The 15,742-nt window shown below is 68.7% G+C and carries 12 protein-coding genes; 8 read left to right on the top strand and 4 right to left on the bottom strand.

Annotation, left to right across the window (positions count from 1 at the left end; genetic code table 11):
* Positions 1–79: 79 nt before the first annotated feature.
* The 3 genes from AB0915_RS08565 to AB0915_RS08555 form a co-directional block, all read right to left on the bottom strand.
* Positions 80–1,138 (bottom strand): DUF3068 domain-containing protein, encoded by a 1,059-nt coding sequence (locus AB0915_RS08565; RefSeq protein WP_366690357.1) that lies wholly within the window; start codon positions 1,136–1,138, stop codon positions 80–82.
* Positions 1,139–1,150: 12 nt separating this feature from the next.
* The gene (locus AB0915_RS08560) at positions 1,151–1,288 is read right to left on the bottom strand and encodes an SPW_0924 family protein (protein WP_266986840.1); all 138 of its coding nucleotides are present in this window, start codon (positions 1,286–1,288) and stop codon (positions 1,151–1,153) included.
* A 152-nt stretch (positions 1,289–1,440) separates the two neighbouring features.
* The gene (locus tag AB0915_RS08555) at positions 1,441–3,126 is read right to left on the bottom strand and encodes a lytic transglycosylase domain-containing protein (RefSeq protein ID WP_366690356.1); all 1,686 of its coding nucleotides are present in this window, start codon (positions 3,124–3,126) and stop codon (positions 1,441–1,443) included.
* 210 nt (positions 3,127–3,336) lie between these two features.
* Here AB0915_RS08555 and AB0915_RS08550 point away from each other — a divergent pair, with 210 nt between their 5' ends.
* Positions 3,337–4,206, top strand: coding sequence for a DUF4184 family protein (locus AB0915_RS08550; protein WP_366690355.1), 870 nt, complete (start codon positions 3,337–3,339; stop codon positions 4,204–4,206).
* 85 nt (positions 4,207–4,291) lie between these two features.
* Here the strand turns inward: AB0915_RS08550 and polA are convergent, their stop codons facing one another.
* Positions 4,292–7,003 carry a DNA polymerase I gene (gene polA / locus AB0915_RS08545; RefSeq protein ID WP_366690354.1) on the bottom strand — a complete coding sequence of 904 codons (2,712 nt, stop codon included), beginning with the start codon at positions 7,001–7,003 and terminating at the stop codon, positions 4,292–4,294.
* 158 nt (positions 7,004–7,161) lie between these two features.
* On the opposite strand from polA, the gene AB0915_RS08540 reads away from it, so the two are divergent.
* The 7 genes from AB0915_RS08540 to AB0915_RS08510 all read left to right on the top strand — a co-directional run bounded on the left by AB0915_RS08540 (position 7,162) and on the right by AB0915_RS08510 (position 15,741).
* Positions 7,162–9,438: an FdhF/YdeP family oxidoreductase gene (locus AB0915_RS08540; RefSeq protein ID WP_366690353.1), complete on the top strand. Its 2,277-nt coding sequence runs from the start codon at positions 7,162–7,164 to the stop codon at positions 9,436–9,438.
* A 16-nt stretch (positions 9,439–9,454) separates the two neighbouring features.
* Positions 9,455–10,027, top strand: coding sequence for a hypothetical protein (locus tag AB0915_RS08535; protein ID WP_366690352.1), 573 nt, complete (start codon positions 9,455–9,457; stop codon positions 10,025–10,027).
* Between the two features lie 116 nt (positions 10,028–10,143).
* On the top strand, positions 10,144–10,488 hold the full coding sequence (locus tag AB0915_RS08530) for a hypothetical protein (protein ID WP_366690351.1): 345 nt from the start codon (positions 10,144–10,146) through the stop codon (positions 10,486–10,488).
* 98 nt (positions 10,489–10,586) lie between these two features.
* Complete coding sequence (locus AB0915_RS08525; RefSeq protein ID WP_366690350.1) at positions 10,587–11,057, top strand: hotdog fold thioesterase; 471 nt, start codon at positions 10,587–10,589, stop codon at positions 11,055–11,057.
* A gap of 635 nt (positions 11,058–11,692) precedes the next feature.
* Positions 11,693–12,901, top strand: coding sequence for a branched-chain amino acid ABC transporter substrate-binding protein (locus AB0915_RS08520; protein WP_366690393.1), 1,209 nt, complete (start codon positions 11,693–11,695; stop codon positions 12,899–12,901).
* A 108-nt stretch (positions 12,902–13,009) separates the two neighbouring features.
* A complete protein-coding gene (locus AB0915_RS08515; protein WP_366690349.1) occupies positions 13,010–13,939 on the top strand; it encodes a branched-chain amino acid ABC transporter permease in 930 nt (309 codons plus the stop codon).
* A gap of 5 nt (positions 13,940–13,944) precedes the next feature.
* The gene (locus AB0915_RS08510) at positions 13,945–15,741 is read left to right on the top strand and encodes a branched-chain amino acid ABC transporter permease (RefSeq protein WP_366690348.1); all 1,797 of its coding nucleotides are present in this window, start codon (positions 13,945–13,947) and stop codon (positions 15,739–15,741) included.
* The last annotated feature ends 1 nt before the right edge of the window (position 15,742 follow it).

Genomic DNA, 15,742 nt, shown 5'->3' with positions numbered 1-15,742 from the left:
CGGGCTCACCCCGATACGCCCAGTATCGGGGCGACCCTCCGCCTTGCGATCGCACGCACCAGACGCCGCCAGACCCGCCCTACGGGCGGACTACGCTCCTTTCGAAAGACGCCCTGGTGCCCCTCCCGGCAAGCTTTGCCCGGTCGCGCCGCCCAGCACGCCCGCTCGCCGCCTCCGGCTCCCGGCCGCCCGGCCGCCGGGACCGCGCCTCCAGCCACAGTGCGAGCGCCAGCAGCCCGGCGGCAAGGATCAGGAATCCCCGGGGCAGGTACGAGGTGAGCAGCAAAATCAGCACACGCTGGGACGAGACCAGTGCGACGGTGGACTCGATGTAGTCCTCACGCATCTTCACGTGTCCGGCGAACGCGGTGACCGTGTCCTCGGGCATCCCCATCGCCTTCGCGTTGCGCAGCTCCTCCTTGTGGATCTCCTCGCCGTTGACGGGCGCGCCGGTGACCGGGTCGACCCAGAACATCCGCTTGGTGGTGTACCAGCGGGTCATGCCCGTCTTGGCGACCTGCGCGGCGGTCACGCCCTCGATCGGCATCTTCTTCGGCATCGGGACCTTGGTCCACGGGATCGTCTGCTCGAAGTAGTAGACGTCCATGCCGCGGAACGTCCGGGTGCCCCGGTAGTGGATCGGCGAGCTGGTGCGGGTCTGGGCGTCGAAGTACTCGTAGTCACGTTTCTCGGTGAGGAACGGCCATTTGAACTCGATACCCTCGCGCTCGACGGGGTCGCCGTCGACACTCTCGCCGGTGGCGTGGACGGGGGCCTGGCTGTGTGCGTCGAAGATGTAGCGCTCGGGGATCTGCGAGACCATCGCACCGTTCGGGCCGACCACGTAGCTGAGGGTGTCCCAGACGACGACGTCGCGGCCGGCACTGCGCTCGATCTTCTCGGACTCCTCCACGTTGCCCTTGAGGGTCTGCACGATGGTGACCTTGGGGACCTGCTTGACCTTCATGCCGTCGTTGTAGTCGAGGAGCGTGGCGGGCTTCGCCTCCAGAACCACCTCCTGGTACTGGCTCGGCGGGATCTTCGCCAGCCGCGGGAAGGCGTACCAGCGCAGCAGTGGCGACAGCGCGGCGAAGAAGACGGCGAAGGCCAGGAGTACGAGTCCGGCTCGGCGGCGCATGGCGCCCTCCCTCTACTTCTTGGGTCCGGGGACGGTGGTCAGCAGGGGTTTGGGCGAGGTCTCGCCGGGTGGTGCGCCGATCGCGGTGACGGTGAACACAAGGGCGAGGGCCGCGGCCAGCCCGATGGCGGCGGCGATGACGGCACGCATGCTCGGCCTCCCGGAGAGCGCGGATCTGACATGTCGTCAGGACTGGGGCACCGTAGCAATGGAGACGCGAGATGAGAACACGTGAAGCAGCCCCTGTGCCGGGTGGTGGCACAGGGGCTGCTTGAGAACGCGGTACGGCTCCGGGGCTGCCGTCAGGCGGCGGGCGCCTCGACGTCGAGCTCGATGACGACGGTGGCGCCGCCCTCGGTGGTCAGGCGGAGCCTGTACGTGCCCGTGGTGTCGTCGGCGTAGATCTTCGGGAGCGTCAGCGTGCCGTCGGCGCCGGTCTTCAGGTCCGTCAGGGTGCGGACCGGGTTGCCGTCCGCGTCCTTGAAGTACGGGCCCTTGTCGTTCTCCACCGGACCGCCTCCGTCGGTGATCATCGTCGCGGTGACGGCGACACCGGACGCGACCGCACCCCGGTACGTCGCCTTGACCGCGACGGTGTCGGCGAACTCGGCGCCGGGGGCGGCGGTCAGTGCCTTGTCGTCGGTCCTGGCGATCGCGTCGGCCTGCCGGGCCGTCACGGTCGCGGTGTACGGGACGGCCGGCAGCGAACGTCCGGTGGCGATGGCCCGGACCGTGAACCGACCCGTCTTCTCGCCCGCTTGCAGCACCGGAGCCGTCACCGTGCCGTCGGCACCGGTGGCCAGCGTGACCGAGGTCTTCCCGCCCTCGAAGCGGGCGTCGGTGTCACCGGCGATGGTGAAGGTGACGGACACCTTGGCGAGCGGGCCGCCCAGACTGTTCTTCGCCCGCACCTTGATCCGTTCGGCGAACGCGTCGCCCGCGGTGGCGGTCAGCGTGCCGGTTCCCGCGTTCTCCACGGCGCCGAGGGTCTGCGCCGGTGTCGGCTTGGGACTCGGCTTGGGGCTCGTCGAACCGCCGCCCGGCTTCGAAGGCCTCGGGTCCGGCTTCGAGTCCGGCTTCGGGTCCGGCTTCGGGTCCGGCTTTCCGCTCGGGGTCGGCGACGGCGACGTGCCGGGGTTCGGGCTCGGATCCGTACCACCGCCGAGGGGCGGCGGGACGACGCCGCTGCCGTCGGGGACCTCGTGCGTGCCGCGCCTGTAGTAGTCGAACCAGGAACGGACCGTACGGAGGTATTCGTTCGAGTGGTTGTAGCTGAGGACCGCCCGGTCGAGATCGGCCGCCACCGCCAGGTCACGCGACCCGGCGCAGAGATAGTGCCCGGCGGCGAGCGCCGCGTCGTAGATGTTGTTGGGGTCCTTGCGGCCGTCGCCGTTGCCGTCCTGGCCCCACGTCGCCCACGTCGACGGGATGAACTGCATCGGGCCGACCGCACGGTCGTGCGTCGAATCCCCGTCGTACACCCCGTTGTCGGTGTCCTTGATCATGGCGAAGCCCTGACCGTTGAGGACCGGACCGAGAATCGGGGAGAACGTGGTGCCGTTCGCGTCGACCCGGCCGCCGCGGGCCTGGCCGGACTCGACCTTCCCGATCGCGGCGAGGAGCTGCCACGGCAGCCGGCAGGCCGCGTCGGTGCCCGCGAGAGACCGCTCGGCCTTCTTGTACGCGGCCAGAACCGAAGCCGGTATGCCTGATTGCGCACTGCCGGTGATCGGCAGATTCGTCGACGTCACGGGCTTGTTGGGGCTGACCAGCGGGGGCAGGTCCGTGTAGTACGGCGAGTTGCCGGTGGCCGCGGGGTCGTCGGACGGTGTGGAACCGGCGGCCGGCTGGTCACCACCGGTGTCGCCGCCCGCCGATGCGAATACCGCACCGGGGCCTTGCGAGGCGGCGAGCGCCGCCACAGCAACTGCGGCCACCGCAGTGGTGGTCGCCCCTCGGCGCAGTCGGCGGCCGAATTGCGCTGCCATACGTCTGATCCCTCCCCGTCGACGGCTGCCCGCGCTCCCCAGCGCAAGGACTCAGGCGACCCTACGACAACTTGTGCCGCTCGAACACAGTGACCTGACCGCTTCTTACCGGTATTTCATGTTGTGGACCGCAAGTTGTACGACGGGCGTCGCCTGTGCATCGCAAGAACACCCGGATCAGCACCGGCGCGCTCACGCATACTTGCCGCCATGCCGTTCACCCTGAGCCATGCCGCTGCCGTCCTCCCGGTGATCCGCCGGAACGGCACCGCGCGCGGACCGCTCGTCGCCTCGGCGCTCGTCGCCGGTTCGTTCGCCCCCGACATGACGTACTACGCGGACACGGCGATCCCGGGCGCGATGGAGTTCGGAGCGGTCACCCACGCGGTAGGGGGCGTGTTCACGGTGGATGTCCTGATCACCGCGGCCGTGACGGCCCTGTGGCTGCTGCTGCGCGAACCACTGGTGGCACTGCTCCCGCAACGCCGGCAGGGGCGCGTGTACACCTTCGTACGGGGAGAGCGGCGCGGCCCGTGGGGGGTGCGCGACGGTGCGTGGTTCGTGCTGTCGGCGGTCCTCGGGGCGGGCAGCCATGTGGTGTGGGACGCGTTCACCCATCACGACCGGTGGGGCACCCGGCTGGTGCCGGTGCTGGGCGAGAGCATCGGCGGCTTTCCGGTGTTCCAGTACGTGCAGTACGGCAGTTCGGCCGTGGCGCTGACCGTCCTCACCTGGTTCACCGTGTCGGGGCTGCGGCGGACCGGGGCCCGCTCCGCCCCGCCGTCCGTACCCGCCCTCGACCACCGGGACCGGTGGTACGCGGGCGCCCTGCTGAGCCTCTGCGTGCTGCTCGGCATCCTCCACCGGTGCGCCCGCTGGTACGCGTACTTCGGGCACATCGACACACCACTGGACATCATCCCCACCGCCTGCTTCGGCGCCGGAGCCGGCCTCGCCGCCGGACTGGTGCTGTACGGGGTGTGGTTCCGCCTCCGCGAACGGAGACGGAACCGGCCGCCCACCGGGGCCGCGGATCCCGGCCGCCGGACGGACCTCGTATCGAGCCCGCCCGGCGACTGAGAGCCTGTCGGGTGACGTCCCCCCGATCAGAGGTCACCCGACAGGCTCTGAGCACCGTACGACCGCCGGGACCGCCCCGCTCACGTCAGTGCGCGGCGGACTCCCAGTCCGCACCCACACCGACCGACACATCCAGCGGGGCACGCAGCTGCACCGCCGTCGACATCTCGTGGCGCAGGATCTCCTCCACCTGCTTCCGCTCGCCCTTGGCGATCTCGAGCACGATTTCGTCGTGGACCTGGAGCAGCATCCGGGACTTCAACTGCGCCTCGGTGAGCGCCCGGTCGACCTGGAGCATGGCGACCTTGACGATGTCCGCCGCCGTCCCCTGGATCGGTGCGTTCAGTGCCATCCGCTCAGCCGTCTCGCGGCGCTGCCGGTTGTCGCTGTTCAGGTCCGGGAGGTAGCGGCGGCGGCCGAAGACCGTCTCCGTGTAGCCGGTGGCCCGGGCCTCCTCCACCACCCGGTGCAGATAGTCACGGACCCCGCCGAACCGCTCGAAGTACGTGTCCATCAGACCGCGCGCCTCGCCCGCCTCGATGTTCAGCTGCTGCGACAGACCGAACGCGGAGAGCCCGTACGCGAGCCCGTAACTCATCGCCTTGATCTTGCGGCGCATCTCCGCGTCGACAGCGGACTTGTCGACACCGAAGACCTGCGAGGCCACCGTGGTGTGCAGGTCCTCACCGGACGTGAACGCCTCGATCAGGCCCGCGTCCTCCGACAGGTGGGCCATCACACGCAGTTCGATCTGGCTGTAGTCCGCCGTCATCAGCGTCTCGAACCCGTCACCGACGACGAAACCGCGCCGGATCGCCCGGCCCTCGTCCGTGCGGACCGGAATGTTCTGCAGATTGGGGTCGGTCGACGAGAGCCGGCCGGTCGCCGCGACCGTCTGGTTGAACGTCGTGTGGATGCGGCCGTCCGCCGCGATCGTCTTGACCAGGCCCTCGACCGTCACCCGCAGCTTCGCCTGCTCGCGATGGCGCAGCATGATGATCGGCAGCTCGTGCTCCGTCTGCACCGCCAGCCACGCCAGCGCATCCGCGTCCGTCGTGTAACCCGTCTTCGTCTTCTTCGTCTTCGGCAGCCCCAGCTCACCGAAGAGAACCTCCTGAAGCTGCTTGGGCGACCCGAGGTTGAACTCACGGCCCACCGCGGCGTGCGCCTCCTTCACCGCCTGCTGCACCGCGCCGGCGAACTGCTGCTCCATGCCTTCCAGATGCTCGCGGTCCGCTGCGATGCCGTGCCGCTCCAGGCGGGCCAGCAGCGCGGACGTCGGCAGCTCCATGTCGTGCAGCAGCTCGGCGGCGCCGACCTCCTGCAGCCGCACGGTGAACGCCTCGCCCAGATCCAGGACCGCACGGGCCTGCGCCATCAGCGCCTCGGCCTCCGCCTGGTCGTCCGCACCGAACGCCAGCTGCCCGTCGGACGCCGCCGCGGGGGCCAGCTCCCGGCCCAGATACTCCACCGACAAGGCGTCCAGCGCGAAGGACCGCCGGCCGGGCTTGACCAGATACGCGGCCAGCGCCGTGTCCATCGCGACGCCGTCGACCTGCCAGCCGTGCTCCGGGAAGACCCGCATCGCACTCTTCGCGTTGTGCATGACCTTCGGCTGCCCGGCATCCGCGATCCAGGCGGCGAACGCCCGCTCGTCCGCCTCGTCGAGCCGCGCCGGGTCGAACCACGCCGCCGCCCCGTCCCCCGCGGCCAGCGCGATCTCCGTGACACTGCCGGTGCCCAGCGCCCACGTGTCCACCGAGGCGACACCCAGCGGCTGCCCGCCGTGCTCGGCCAGCCACGGCGCGAGCTCACCGGCACCCAGCACCGCACCGTCCAGCTCGACGCCCGCGGCAGGCGCCGGGGACTCGTCCTCGGCCGCCCCAGGGTCCACGGCCAGCAGCCGCTCCCGCAGGCTCGGGTTACGGATCTCCAGCACATCCAGCACACCCGTGACGGCCGAGCGGTCGTACGGCGCACGCTCCAGATCCTGCGGAGCCTTCGACAACTCCACATCCCGGACCATCTCGGTCAGCCGCCGGTTCAGCTTCACGGACTCCAGATGGTCCCGGAAATTCTGCCCGGCCTTCCCCTTGACCTCGTCGGCGCGCGCGACCAGCTCGTCGAACGAACCGAACTGATTGATCCACTTCGCGGCTGTCTTCTCACCGACCCCCGGGATACCCGGCAGATTGTCCGACGGGTCCCCGCGCAGCGCCGCGAAGTCCGGGTACTGCTGCGGCGACAGCCCGTACTTCTCCTCGACCTTCGCCGGGGTGAACCGCGTCAGCTCCGACACGCCCTTCGTCGGGTACAGCACCGTGACGTTGTCCGTGATCAGCTGGAACGAATCCCGGTCACCGGTGACGATCAGCACCTCGAACCCGGCCGCCTCCGCCTGCGTCGCCAACGTGGCGATCACATCGTCAGCCTCGAAACCGTCGACCGCGAAACGATCGGCATGCATCGCGTCCAGCAGCTCGCCGATCAGCTCGACCTGCCCCCTGAACTCGTCCGGCGTCTTCGAACGGGTCGCCTTGTACTCCGGGAACTCCTGCGACCGCCACGTCTTGCGCGAGACATCGAAAGCCACCGCGAAATGCGTGGGCGCCTCGTCACGCAGCGTGTTCGCCAGCATCGACGCGAAGCCATACACCGCGTTCGTCGGCTGCCCCGCCCCTGTCGTGAAATTCTCCGCAGGCAGCGCAAAGAACGCCCGGTACGCCAGGGAGTGCCCGTCCATCAGGAGCAGGCGCGGTCGGTTGTCTGCCGTCTTCTTCGATGCCGTCTCAGCCACGCCCCCGATCCTGCCACGGACCACCGACAATCCGGACCGCACACCACTCGCCCGGCACCCGCCCCGCCCCGCGTGGCACGATCGCCGGAGACAGAAGACCACGGAAACACACCAAGCGACACCGCGCAGGTTCGCAGCTGGCTCAAAGGGGAGCAGACATGGCCACCAAGCCGCCCACCGGTGACCCGGTCCAGGACGCACCACACGTCGAACCGGCCCAGCACGCCGCCGCCGGACTGCCCGCCGTCGCCCACAGCCTGCGCATCGCCCAACAGCAGATGGGCATCCGCCGCACCGCCCGGACCCTCCTCAAGGTCAACCAGAAGGACGGCTTCGACTGCCCCGGCTGCGCCTGGCCCGAGGGCGACAAACGGCACACCGCCGAATTCTGCGAGAACGGCGCCAAGGCCGTCGCCGAAGAAGCCACCCTGCGCCGCGTCACCCCCGACTTCTTCGCCGCCCACCCCGTGGCCGACCTGGCCACCCGCAGCGGCTACTGGCTCGGCCAGCAGGGCCGCATCACCCAGCCGATGTACCTGCCCGAAGGCGCCGACCGGTACGAGGCAGTGACCTGGGAACACGCCTTCGAGATCATCGCCGGGGAACTGCGCGCCCTCGCCTCCCCCGACGAAGCGCTCTTCTACACCTCCGGCCGCACCAGCAACGAGGCCGCGTTCCTGCTCCAGCTGTTCGCCCGCGAATTCGGCACCAACAACCTGCCGGACTGCTCCAACATGTGCCACGAGTCCTCCGGCTCCGCCCTCACGGAGACCATCGGCATCGGCAAGGGCAGCGTCTCCCTCGAGGACCTCCACCAGGCCGACCTGATCATCGTCGCCGGGCAGAACCCCGGCACCAACCACCCCCGGATGCTCTCCGCCCTGGAGAAGGCCAAATCCGCAGGCGCCAGGATCATCTCGGTGAACCCACTGCCCGAAGCCGGCCTGGAACGGTTCAAGAACCCGCAGACACCCCAGGGCATGATCAAGGGCACCGCCCTCAACGACCTCTTCCTGCAGATCCGCATCGGCGGCGACCAGGCACTCTTCCGGCTCCTCAACAAGATGATCCTGGAGACCGAAGACGCCGTCGACACCACCTTCGTACGCGAACACACCCACGGGTACGAGGAATTCGCCGCCGCCGCCCGCGCCGCCGACTGGGACGAGACCCTCACCGCCACCGGACTCGACCGCGCCACCATCGAGCAGGCCCTCACCATGATCCTCGCCTCGAAGCGCACCATCGTCTGCTGGGCCATGGGCCTCACCCAGCACAAACACTCCGTCCCCACCATCCGCGAAGTCGTCAACTTCCTCCTGCTCCGCGGCAACATCGGACGGCCCGGCGCCGGAGTCTGCCCCGTCCGCGGCCACTCCAACGTCCAGGGCGACCGCACCATGGGAATCTTCGAACGCCCCGCCCCGGCCTTCCTCGACGCCCTGGAGAAGGAGTTCGGCTTCGCACCGCCCCGTCACCACGGCTACGACGTCGTACGGTCCATCCAGGCACTGCGCGACGGCGACGCCAAGGTCTTCTTCGCCATGGGCGGCAACTTCGTCGGAGCCACCCCCGACACCGACGTCACCGAGGCCGCAATGCGCCGCGCCTCCCTCACCGTGCACGTCTCGACCAAGCTCAACCGCTCGCACGCCGTCACCGGCCGCCGCGCACTGATCCTGCCCACCCTCGGCCGCACCGACAAGGACGTCCAGGCAAGCGGCAGGCAGTTCGTCACCGTCGAGGACTCCATGGGCATGGTGCACGCCTCCCGGGGCAACCTCACCCCCGCGAGCCCCCACCTGCTGTCCGAGCCCGCCATCGTCGCCCGCATGGCACGCGCCGCCCTCGGCAAGGACTCCACCACCCCCTGGGAGGAGTTCGAGAAGGACTACGCCTCCATCCGCGACCGGATCGCCCGCGTGGTCCCCGGCTTCGAGGACTTCAACGCACGCGTCGCCCGCCCCGGCGGCTTCACCCTCCCCCACGCCCCGCGCGACGAACGGCGCTTCCCCACCACCACCGGCAAGGCCAACTTCACCGCCGCCCCCGTCGAATACCCCCACGTCCCCCAGGGCCGGCTGCTGCTGCAGACCCTGCGCTCCCACGACCAGTACAACACCACCGTCTACGGCCTCGACGACCGCTACCGGGGCATCAAGGGCGGCCGCCGGGTCGTCATGATCCACCCCGAGGACGCGGCAGAACTGGGCTTCGCCGACGGCTCGTACACCGACCTGGTCAGCGAGTGGAACGACGGAGTGCAGCGGCGCGCCCCCGGCTTCCGCGTGGTGCACTACCCCACCGCCCGCGGCTGCGCGGCCGCCTACTACCCGGAGACCAATGTGCTGGTGCCGCTGGACTCCACCGCGGACACCAGCAACACTCCGACGAGCAAGTCCGTGATCGTACGGTTCGAACACCCGGACAGCTGAGGACACCACTTCCACCATGCACGGCAGATCGCGACGGCTCTGTACGGCAGCAGCCCTCCTGACGGCCCTCACCGCCGGCTGCGCCGGCGGCCCCGCCTCCGACAGCCCGGACAGACAGGAGAACAAGGACAACAGCACACAGCAGGCAGCCCCGGGGGTCATAGCCGACCCCGCGGAGCTGCAGAAGGAGCTGAGGCCTCTGCCACCCGGGCTGCGCAGCGCCTACGACGCCTACTGGGCCGCCTGGACCGAGGCGAACGCCACCTCCGACCCGGACAACGCCCGCCTCCGGCGGGCGGCCGGCGGTGACCTTCTCGCGCTGCTCCGCGACAGCCTCGCCCGGGCCCGGGCCACCGGCACCGTGCAGAAGGGGACCGTGGGTCACGAGGTACGCGGAAGCGTCCCCAGGAACGGCGGCCAGGCGGTCGTCGACTGCACCGATCTCGACAACTGGCTGCTCTACGACGCCCGTACGGGCAAGGAGACACAGCAGCTGCGCGACAAACCGAGCCAGCTCGCCGTCATCACCTTCACCCTGCGGGGCCGCGACTGGGTCGCGACAAGAGGCGAAATGGGCGGCGACTGCTAGCACTTCACCCGCGGCCGGACCTCACCGATATACGGGACAGCCTCGTCGCTTATCAGTACGATGTTCCACGGTCACAGCACTTCCGCACCACACCCATCACCACACACTGGAGTGTCATGCGCAAGATCGCTCAAATAGCCGCTCTCGCCGCCGTCACCGCCGCCACCGCGCTGACGACGACGGGCACCGCCGAGGCCGCCACGGAGTCCATCAGCAACCACTGCACCACCAGCGTCGCCGTCCGCAGCTCGTACAGCACCTCGGCCGCGATCAACGGCTACTGCTACACCCGCTCGGTCGTGACGAGCGACTGCTACATGGTCGGCACCAGCATCTTCGGCAACCCCTACTGGGACAAGTCGCACGTGGCCACGCGCGACTACGTCGGCGACCCCGTCTACTACACCAACGGCTGGATCTCCGAGTACTACCTGAGCAACAAGAACGCCCCGCACTGCTGACCCAGGAATGAGGGGCCCCGCTCTAAGCGTTTGCTCAGGCACCTGGTAAGACGGTGCGCACAGCACTGAACGACCTGACACGATCGGAGCCGGGCCCCATGGGCGAGCAGAACACCGTGAAGTTCCCGCAAGAGGTCATCGACGAGTACGCCGCCCTCGGCGTGGACCTTCCCGCACTGTTCTCCGCGGGCCACCTCGGCACCCGTATGGGCCTGCAGATCCTCGAGGCCTCCGCCGAGCGCGTCGTCGGCACCATGCCCGTCGAAGGCAACACCCAGCCCTACGGACTCCTGCACGGCGGCGCCTCCGCCGTACTCGCCGAGACCCTCGGCTCCGTCGGCTCCATGCTCCACGGCGGCTCCAAGAAGATCGCCGTCGGTGTCGACCTGAACTGCACCCATCACCGAGGGGTACGGAGCGGACTCGTCACCGGCACCGCCACCCCCGTCCACCGCGGCCGCTCCACCGCCACCTACGAGATCGTCATCACCGACGAACAGGACAAGAGGGTCTGCACCGCCCGCCTCACCTGCCTGCTCCGCGACGCCCCCAAGGCTGACGCCGCCTGACCCGCCGACACCAAAACACACCTCTGCCCGGCCGGATGGAAAATCCGGCCGGGCAGAGCCATATCCAGCCACAACAAGCCGTCCACACAAGACCGTTGAACAACCTCCACACCCAACACCCTTGACCCCACAACTCATTGCGTGACCCACTCGGCAGCCACACACGGCCCACCGCCACCACAGGGCGTGGACCGCATACCCGTCAGGCGTAACACTGCGTAACAAGCGCCCCATGCCGGAGCGCCGCCGGGCAGCACAAAGAACCCGGCGCCGCAGACACCGGGCACCCCGTCGCGCCCTCACGCCCCCGATCACGCGACAGCACCAAGATCGCCTCAAGCCCCTTAGCAGAGCTGCGCGTTCTCAGAATGCGGTCACTTTGCCGTCCAGTAAAAAGCCGTACATGTCCCCACAGCCACCTCAAGCCTTCCTCAACGGCATAACAAGACAGTCACATCCTCCGCCGACCCATCCCCGACTCCGCCACCTGCGCCTAGAGTCACGGCCAGTCACCGCGCCGCCGGGCGCGTCTGCAGCACGGCCCTGTACCAACCCAGTACGGCCCGGCGAACGACACGGCACCTCAAGCAGAGGAGGCCGCGCCAGGGAAAGGACCTTTCGTGCGACACCGTTCTTTGCTCATCCTCACCACAGTGCTCACCACCGGAGCCCTGACACTCACCGCCTGCGGGTCGCGCGACGACAGCAAGAAGAGCAGCGGCGGCGACACCCAGACCGTCGTCATCGGCGTCGACGCGCCCATCACGGGCGACCTGTCCGCCCTCGGCCTCGGCATCAAGAACTCCGCCGAACTCGCCGTCAAGACGGCGAACAAGGAAAAGACCGTCCCCGGCATCAAGTTCGAGGTCAAGCCGCTCGACGACCAGGCACAGCCCTCCGTCGGCCAGCAGAACGCCCAGAAGTTCATCGACGACGACACCGTCCTCGGTGTCGTCGGCCCGCTGAACTCCGGCGTCTCCCAGTCGATGCAGAAGCCGCTCAACGACGCCAGCCTCACCCAGGTCTCCCCCGCCAACACCGGCACCGAGCTCACCCAGGGCGAGAACTGGAAGACCGGCGACAAGAAGCGCCCCTACAAGACCTACTTCCGCACCGCCACCACGGACCAGGTCCAGGGCGCCTTCGCAGCGAAGTACCTCTTCAACAACGCGAAGATCAAGCAGGTCTACCTCATCGACGACCAGAAGCCCTACGGCGCCGGTCTCGCCGCCTCCTTCAAGGCGACCTTCACCACCCTCGGCGGCAAGATCGTCGGCACCGACCACGTCAACCCCGACGACCGCGACTTCAACGCCGTCGTCACCAAGGTCAAGAAGTCCGGCGCCAAGGCCGTCTACTACGGCGGTGAGTACCCCGCCGGCGCGCCCCTGAGCCAGCAGCTCAAGGACAGCGTCCAGATCCCCCTCATGGGCGGCGACGGCATGTACAGCGCCGACTTCATCAAGCTCAACAAGAAGGCCCAGGGCGACATCGCCACCTCCGTCGGCAAGCCCGTCGAGGAACTCGACTCCGCCAAGAAGTTCATCGCGGACTACAAGACGGCCGGATACAAGGACGCCTACGAGGCGTACGGCGGCGGCACCTACGACGCCACCTGGGCCATCATCGAGGCCGTCAAGCTCGCCGTCTCCGAGAACAACGGCAAGCTCCCCGACAACGCCCGCGCCAAGGTCCTCGACGCCATGAGCAAGGTCAAGTTCGACGGCGTCACCGGTCCCGTCTCCTTCGACGAGTTCGGCGACACCACCAACACCATGATGACCGCCTACCAGGTCGACGGCGGCAAGTGGGCGTCCAAGCTCAGCGAGGTCTACAAGCCCTGACCCGGCCCGCCCTCCCGGGCGCGCACTGAACCGACACCAGACCGCGCGGGGGCGCTAACAGTGCTCCCGCGCGGTGCCATATCCGAACCACTCCACGGAGGCCCTGCGGTGAACGAACTGCCGCAACAGCTGGCCAATGGACTCATCCTCGGCGCGATGTACGGTCTCATCGCGATCGGCTACACGATGGTCTACGGAATCATCCAGCTCATCAACTTCGCCCACGGCGAGATCTTCATGATCGGAGGCTTCGGAGCTCTCACCGTGTACCTCTGGATGCCGGCCGGCGTCTCCCTCCTCGCAATCATCCCACTCATGATCATCGGCGGCGTCATATGCTCCGTCGCCATCAGCGCAGCAGCGGAACGCTTCGCCTACCGGCCCCTGCGGGGCGCCCCCCGACTGGCCCCGCTGATCACCGCCATCGGACTCTCCCTCGCACTCCAGCAGGCCATCTGGAAGTGGTACCCCGACGCCAAGAAGGACCGCTCCTTCCCCCAATTCAAGGGCGAAGCGATCGACATCTTCGGCGCCCACATCCAACGCGGTGACCTCTTCGTCCTCATCACGGCACCCATCTGCATGCTCGCCCTCGGGCTCTTCGTCTCCAAGACCCGCTCCGGCCGCGGCATGCAAGCCACCAGCCAGGACCCCGACACCGCAAAGCTCATGGGCATCAACACCGACCGCATCATCGTCATGGCCTTCGCCATCGGTGCCGCGTTCGCCGCCGTCGCCGCCGTCGCCTACGGGCTCAAGAACGGCCAGATCGGCTTCAGAATGGGCTTCATCATGGGCCTCAAAGCCTTCACCGCAGCCGTACTCGGCGGCATCGGCAACATCTACGGCGCCATGCTCGGCGGCGTCGTACTCGGCATCGCCGAATCCCTCGCCACCGGCTACATGAGCAACGTCCCCGGCATGGAACTCTTCGGCGGCGGCGCCTGGAAGGACGTATGGGCCTTCGTCCTCCTCATCATCGTCCTGCTGCTCCGCCCCCAGGGCCTGCTCGGCGAACGCGTCGCGGATCGGGCGTGATACGGATGACCACCAACGACACCACCACACCCGGGGCCGCCCCCTTCCTCGCGATCCCCGCAGCCGCGGCCCGCATCGGCACCCTCGCAGGCGCCGCAGTCGCACTCGTCGGCACCTTCCTCGCCTGGACCTGGACCAGCGAATTCCCCGGCGACCTCACCGTCACCGGCTACCCCGGCGGCCTCCAGGTCCTCACCCTCATCAGCGCGGCACTCACGCTGCTCCTCGCCTTGTCCGGATACGGCATCCGAGGCCTCCGCTGGCTCACCCCCGGCGGCACCAACAGCCCTGTCCGCCTCCTGACACTCGGCACCCTCGGCACCACCGGCTACACCATCGGCGCCATCGCCTACGACCTCGGCGGAGTCGTCAACCTGGAACCCGGCGCCTGGGTCAGCGGCATCGGCGCACTCATCGCCGCTGTCGCCTCACTCGGACTCCCCGGCGACCAGCCCACCTCCAACGCCACCGCAGCCGGCGCCTGGGAACGCTTCCGCGACAGCCTCCGCGCACCGTCGGCCCCCCGGGCCAAAGCCCTCCCCGACTGGGCCGAAATCCTCATCATCGTCGCGTCGTTCGGCATCGGCCTCTACGTCTTCGCCTACGGCATCGACACCGACTACACCGAACTCTTCATCGGCTTCCTCATCACCGTCGGCTTCGCGTTCACCGCACTCCACCGGGCCGGACTCGTCTCCCGCCTCACCGCGCTGACCACGAAGCACCGCAACATCACCCTCACCGCCGCCCTCGTCGCAGCCGTCTGCTTCCCGTTCACCCAGCAGAAGGAGGAATACGCGCTCATCGGCGCCAACATCCTCATCTTCGCCACCGTGGCACTCGGCCTCAACGTCGTCGTCGGCCTCGCCGGCCTCCTCGACCTCGGATACGTCGCCTTCCTCGGCGTCGGCGCCTACGCCGCCGCCCTGGTCTCCGGCTCCACCATGTCGGCCATCGGCGTCCAATTCCCCTTCTGGGCCGCCGTCCTCACCGGCGCCGCAGCCTCGCTCGTCTTCGGCGTCCTCATCGGCGCCCCCACCCTGCGACTGCGCGGCGACTACCTCGCCATCGTCACCCTCGGCTTCGGTGAGATCTTCCGCCTGACCGTGAACAACCTCAACGGCAACAGCGGACCCGACCTCACCAACGGCTCCCAGGGCATCCCCAGCATCCCCGACCTCAAATTCTTCGGATTCGACTTCGGACTCAAGCACGACATCCTCGGCTTCACCCTCGGCAGGTCCGCCAACTACTACCTGCTGATGCTCGTCTTCACCGCCGTCGTCGTCCTCGTCTTCCGCCGCTCCGGAGAATCCCGCATCGGCCGCGCCTGGGTCGCCATCCGCGAGGACGAGACCGCAGCCACCGCCATGGGCATCAACGCCTTCCGGCTCAAGCTGATCGCCTTCGCCCTCGGCGCCACCCTCGCCGGCCTCGCCGGCACCGTCCAGGCACACGTCAACTACACCGTGACACCCGAGCAGTACCAGTTCGCCGGCTCCGTACCGCCCAACTCCGCCTTCCTCCTCGCCGCCGTCATCCTCGGCGGCATGGGAACCCTCAGCGGACCTCTCGTCGGCGCCGCACTGCTCTACCTCATCCCGGCCAAGCTGCAGTTCATGCAGGACTACCAGCTCTTCCTCTTCGGCGTCGCACTCATCCTCCTGATGCGCCTGCGCCCCGAAGGCCTCGTCGCCGACCGCAGGAAGCAGCTCGAATTCCACGAGAACGACCCGATCGACGTACCGGAACCACGGCAGCCCGAAGAGACCGGCGTCGGCATCGCCAAGGCGGGGGCGTGAC

Origin of the sequence: Streptomyces sp. NPDC048411 (genome assembly GCF_040704695.1) — a bacterium.
Taxonomy (GTDB): Bacteria; Actinomycetota; Actinomycetes; order Streptomycetales; family Streptomycetaceae; genus Streptomyces.
This window is presented reverse-complemented; position numbering and strand designations above follow the sequence as displayed.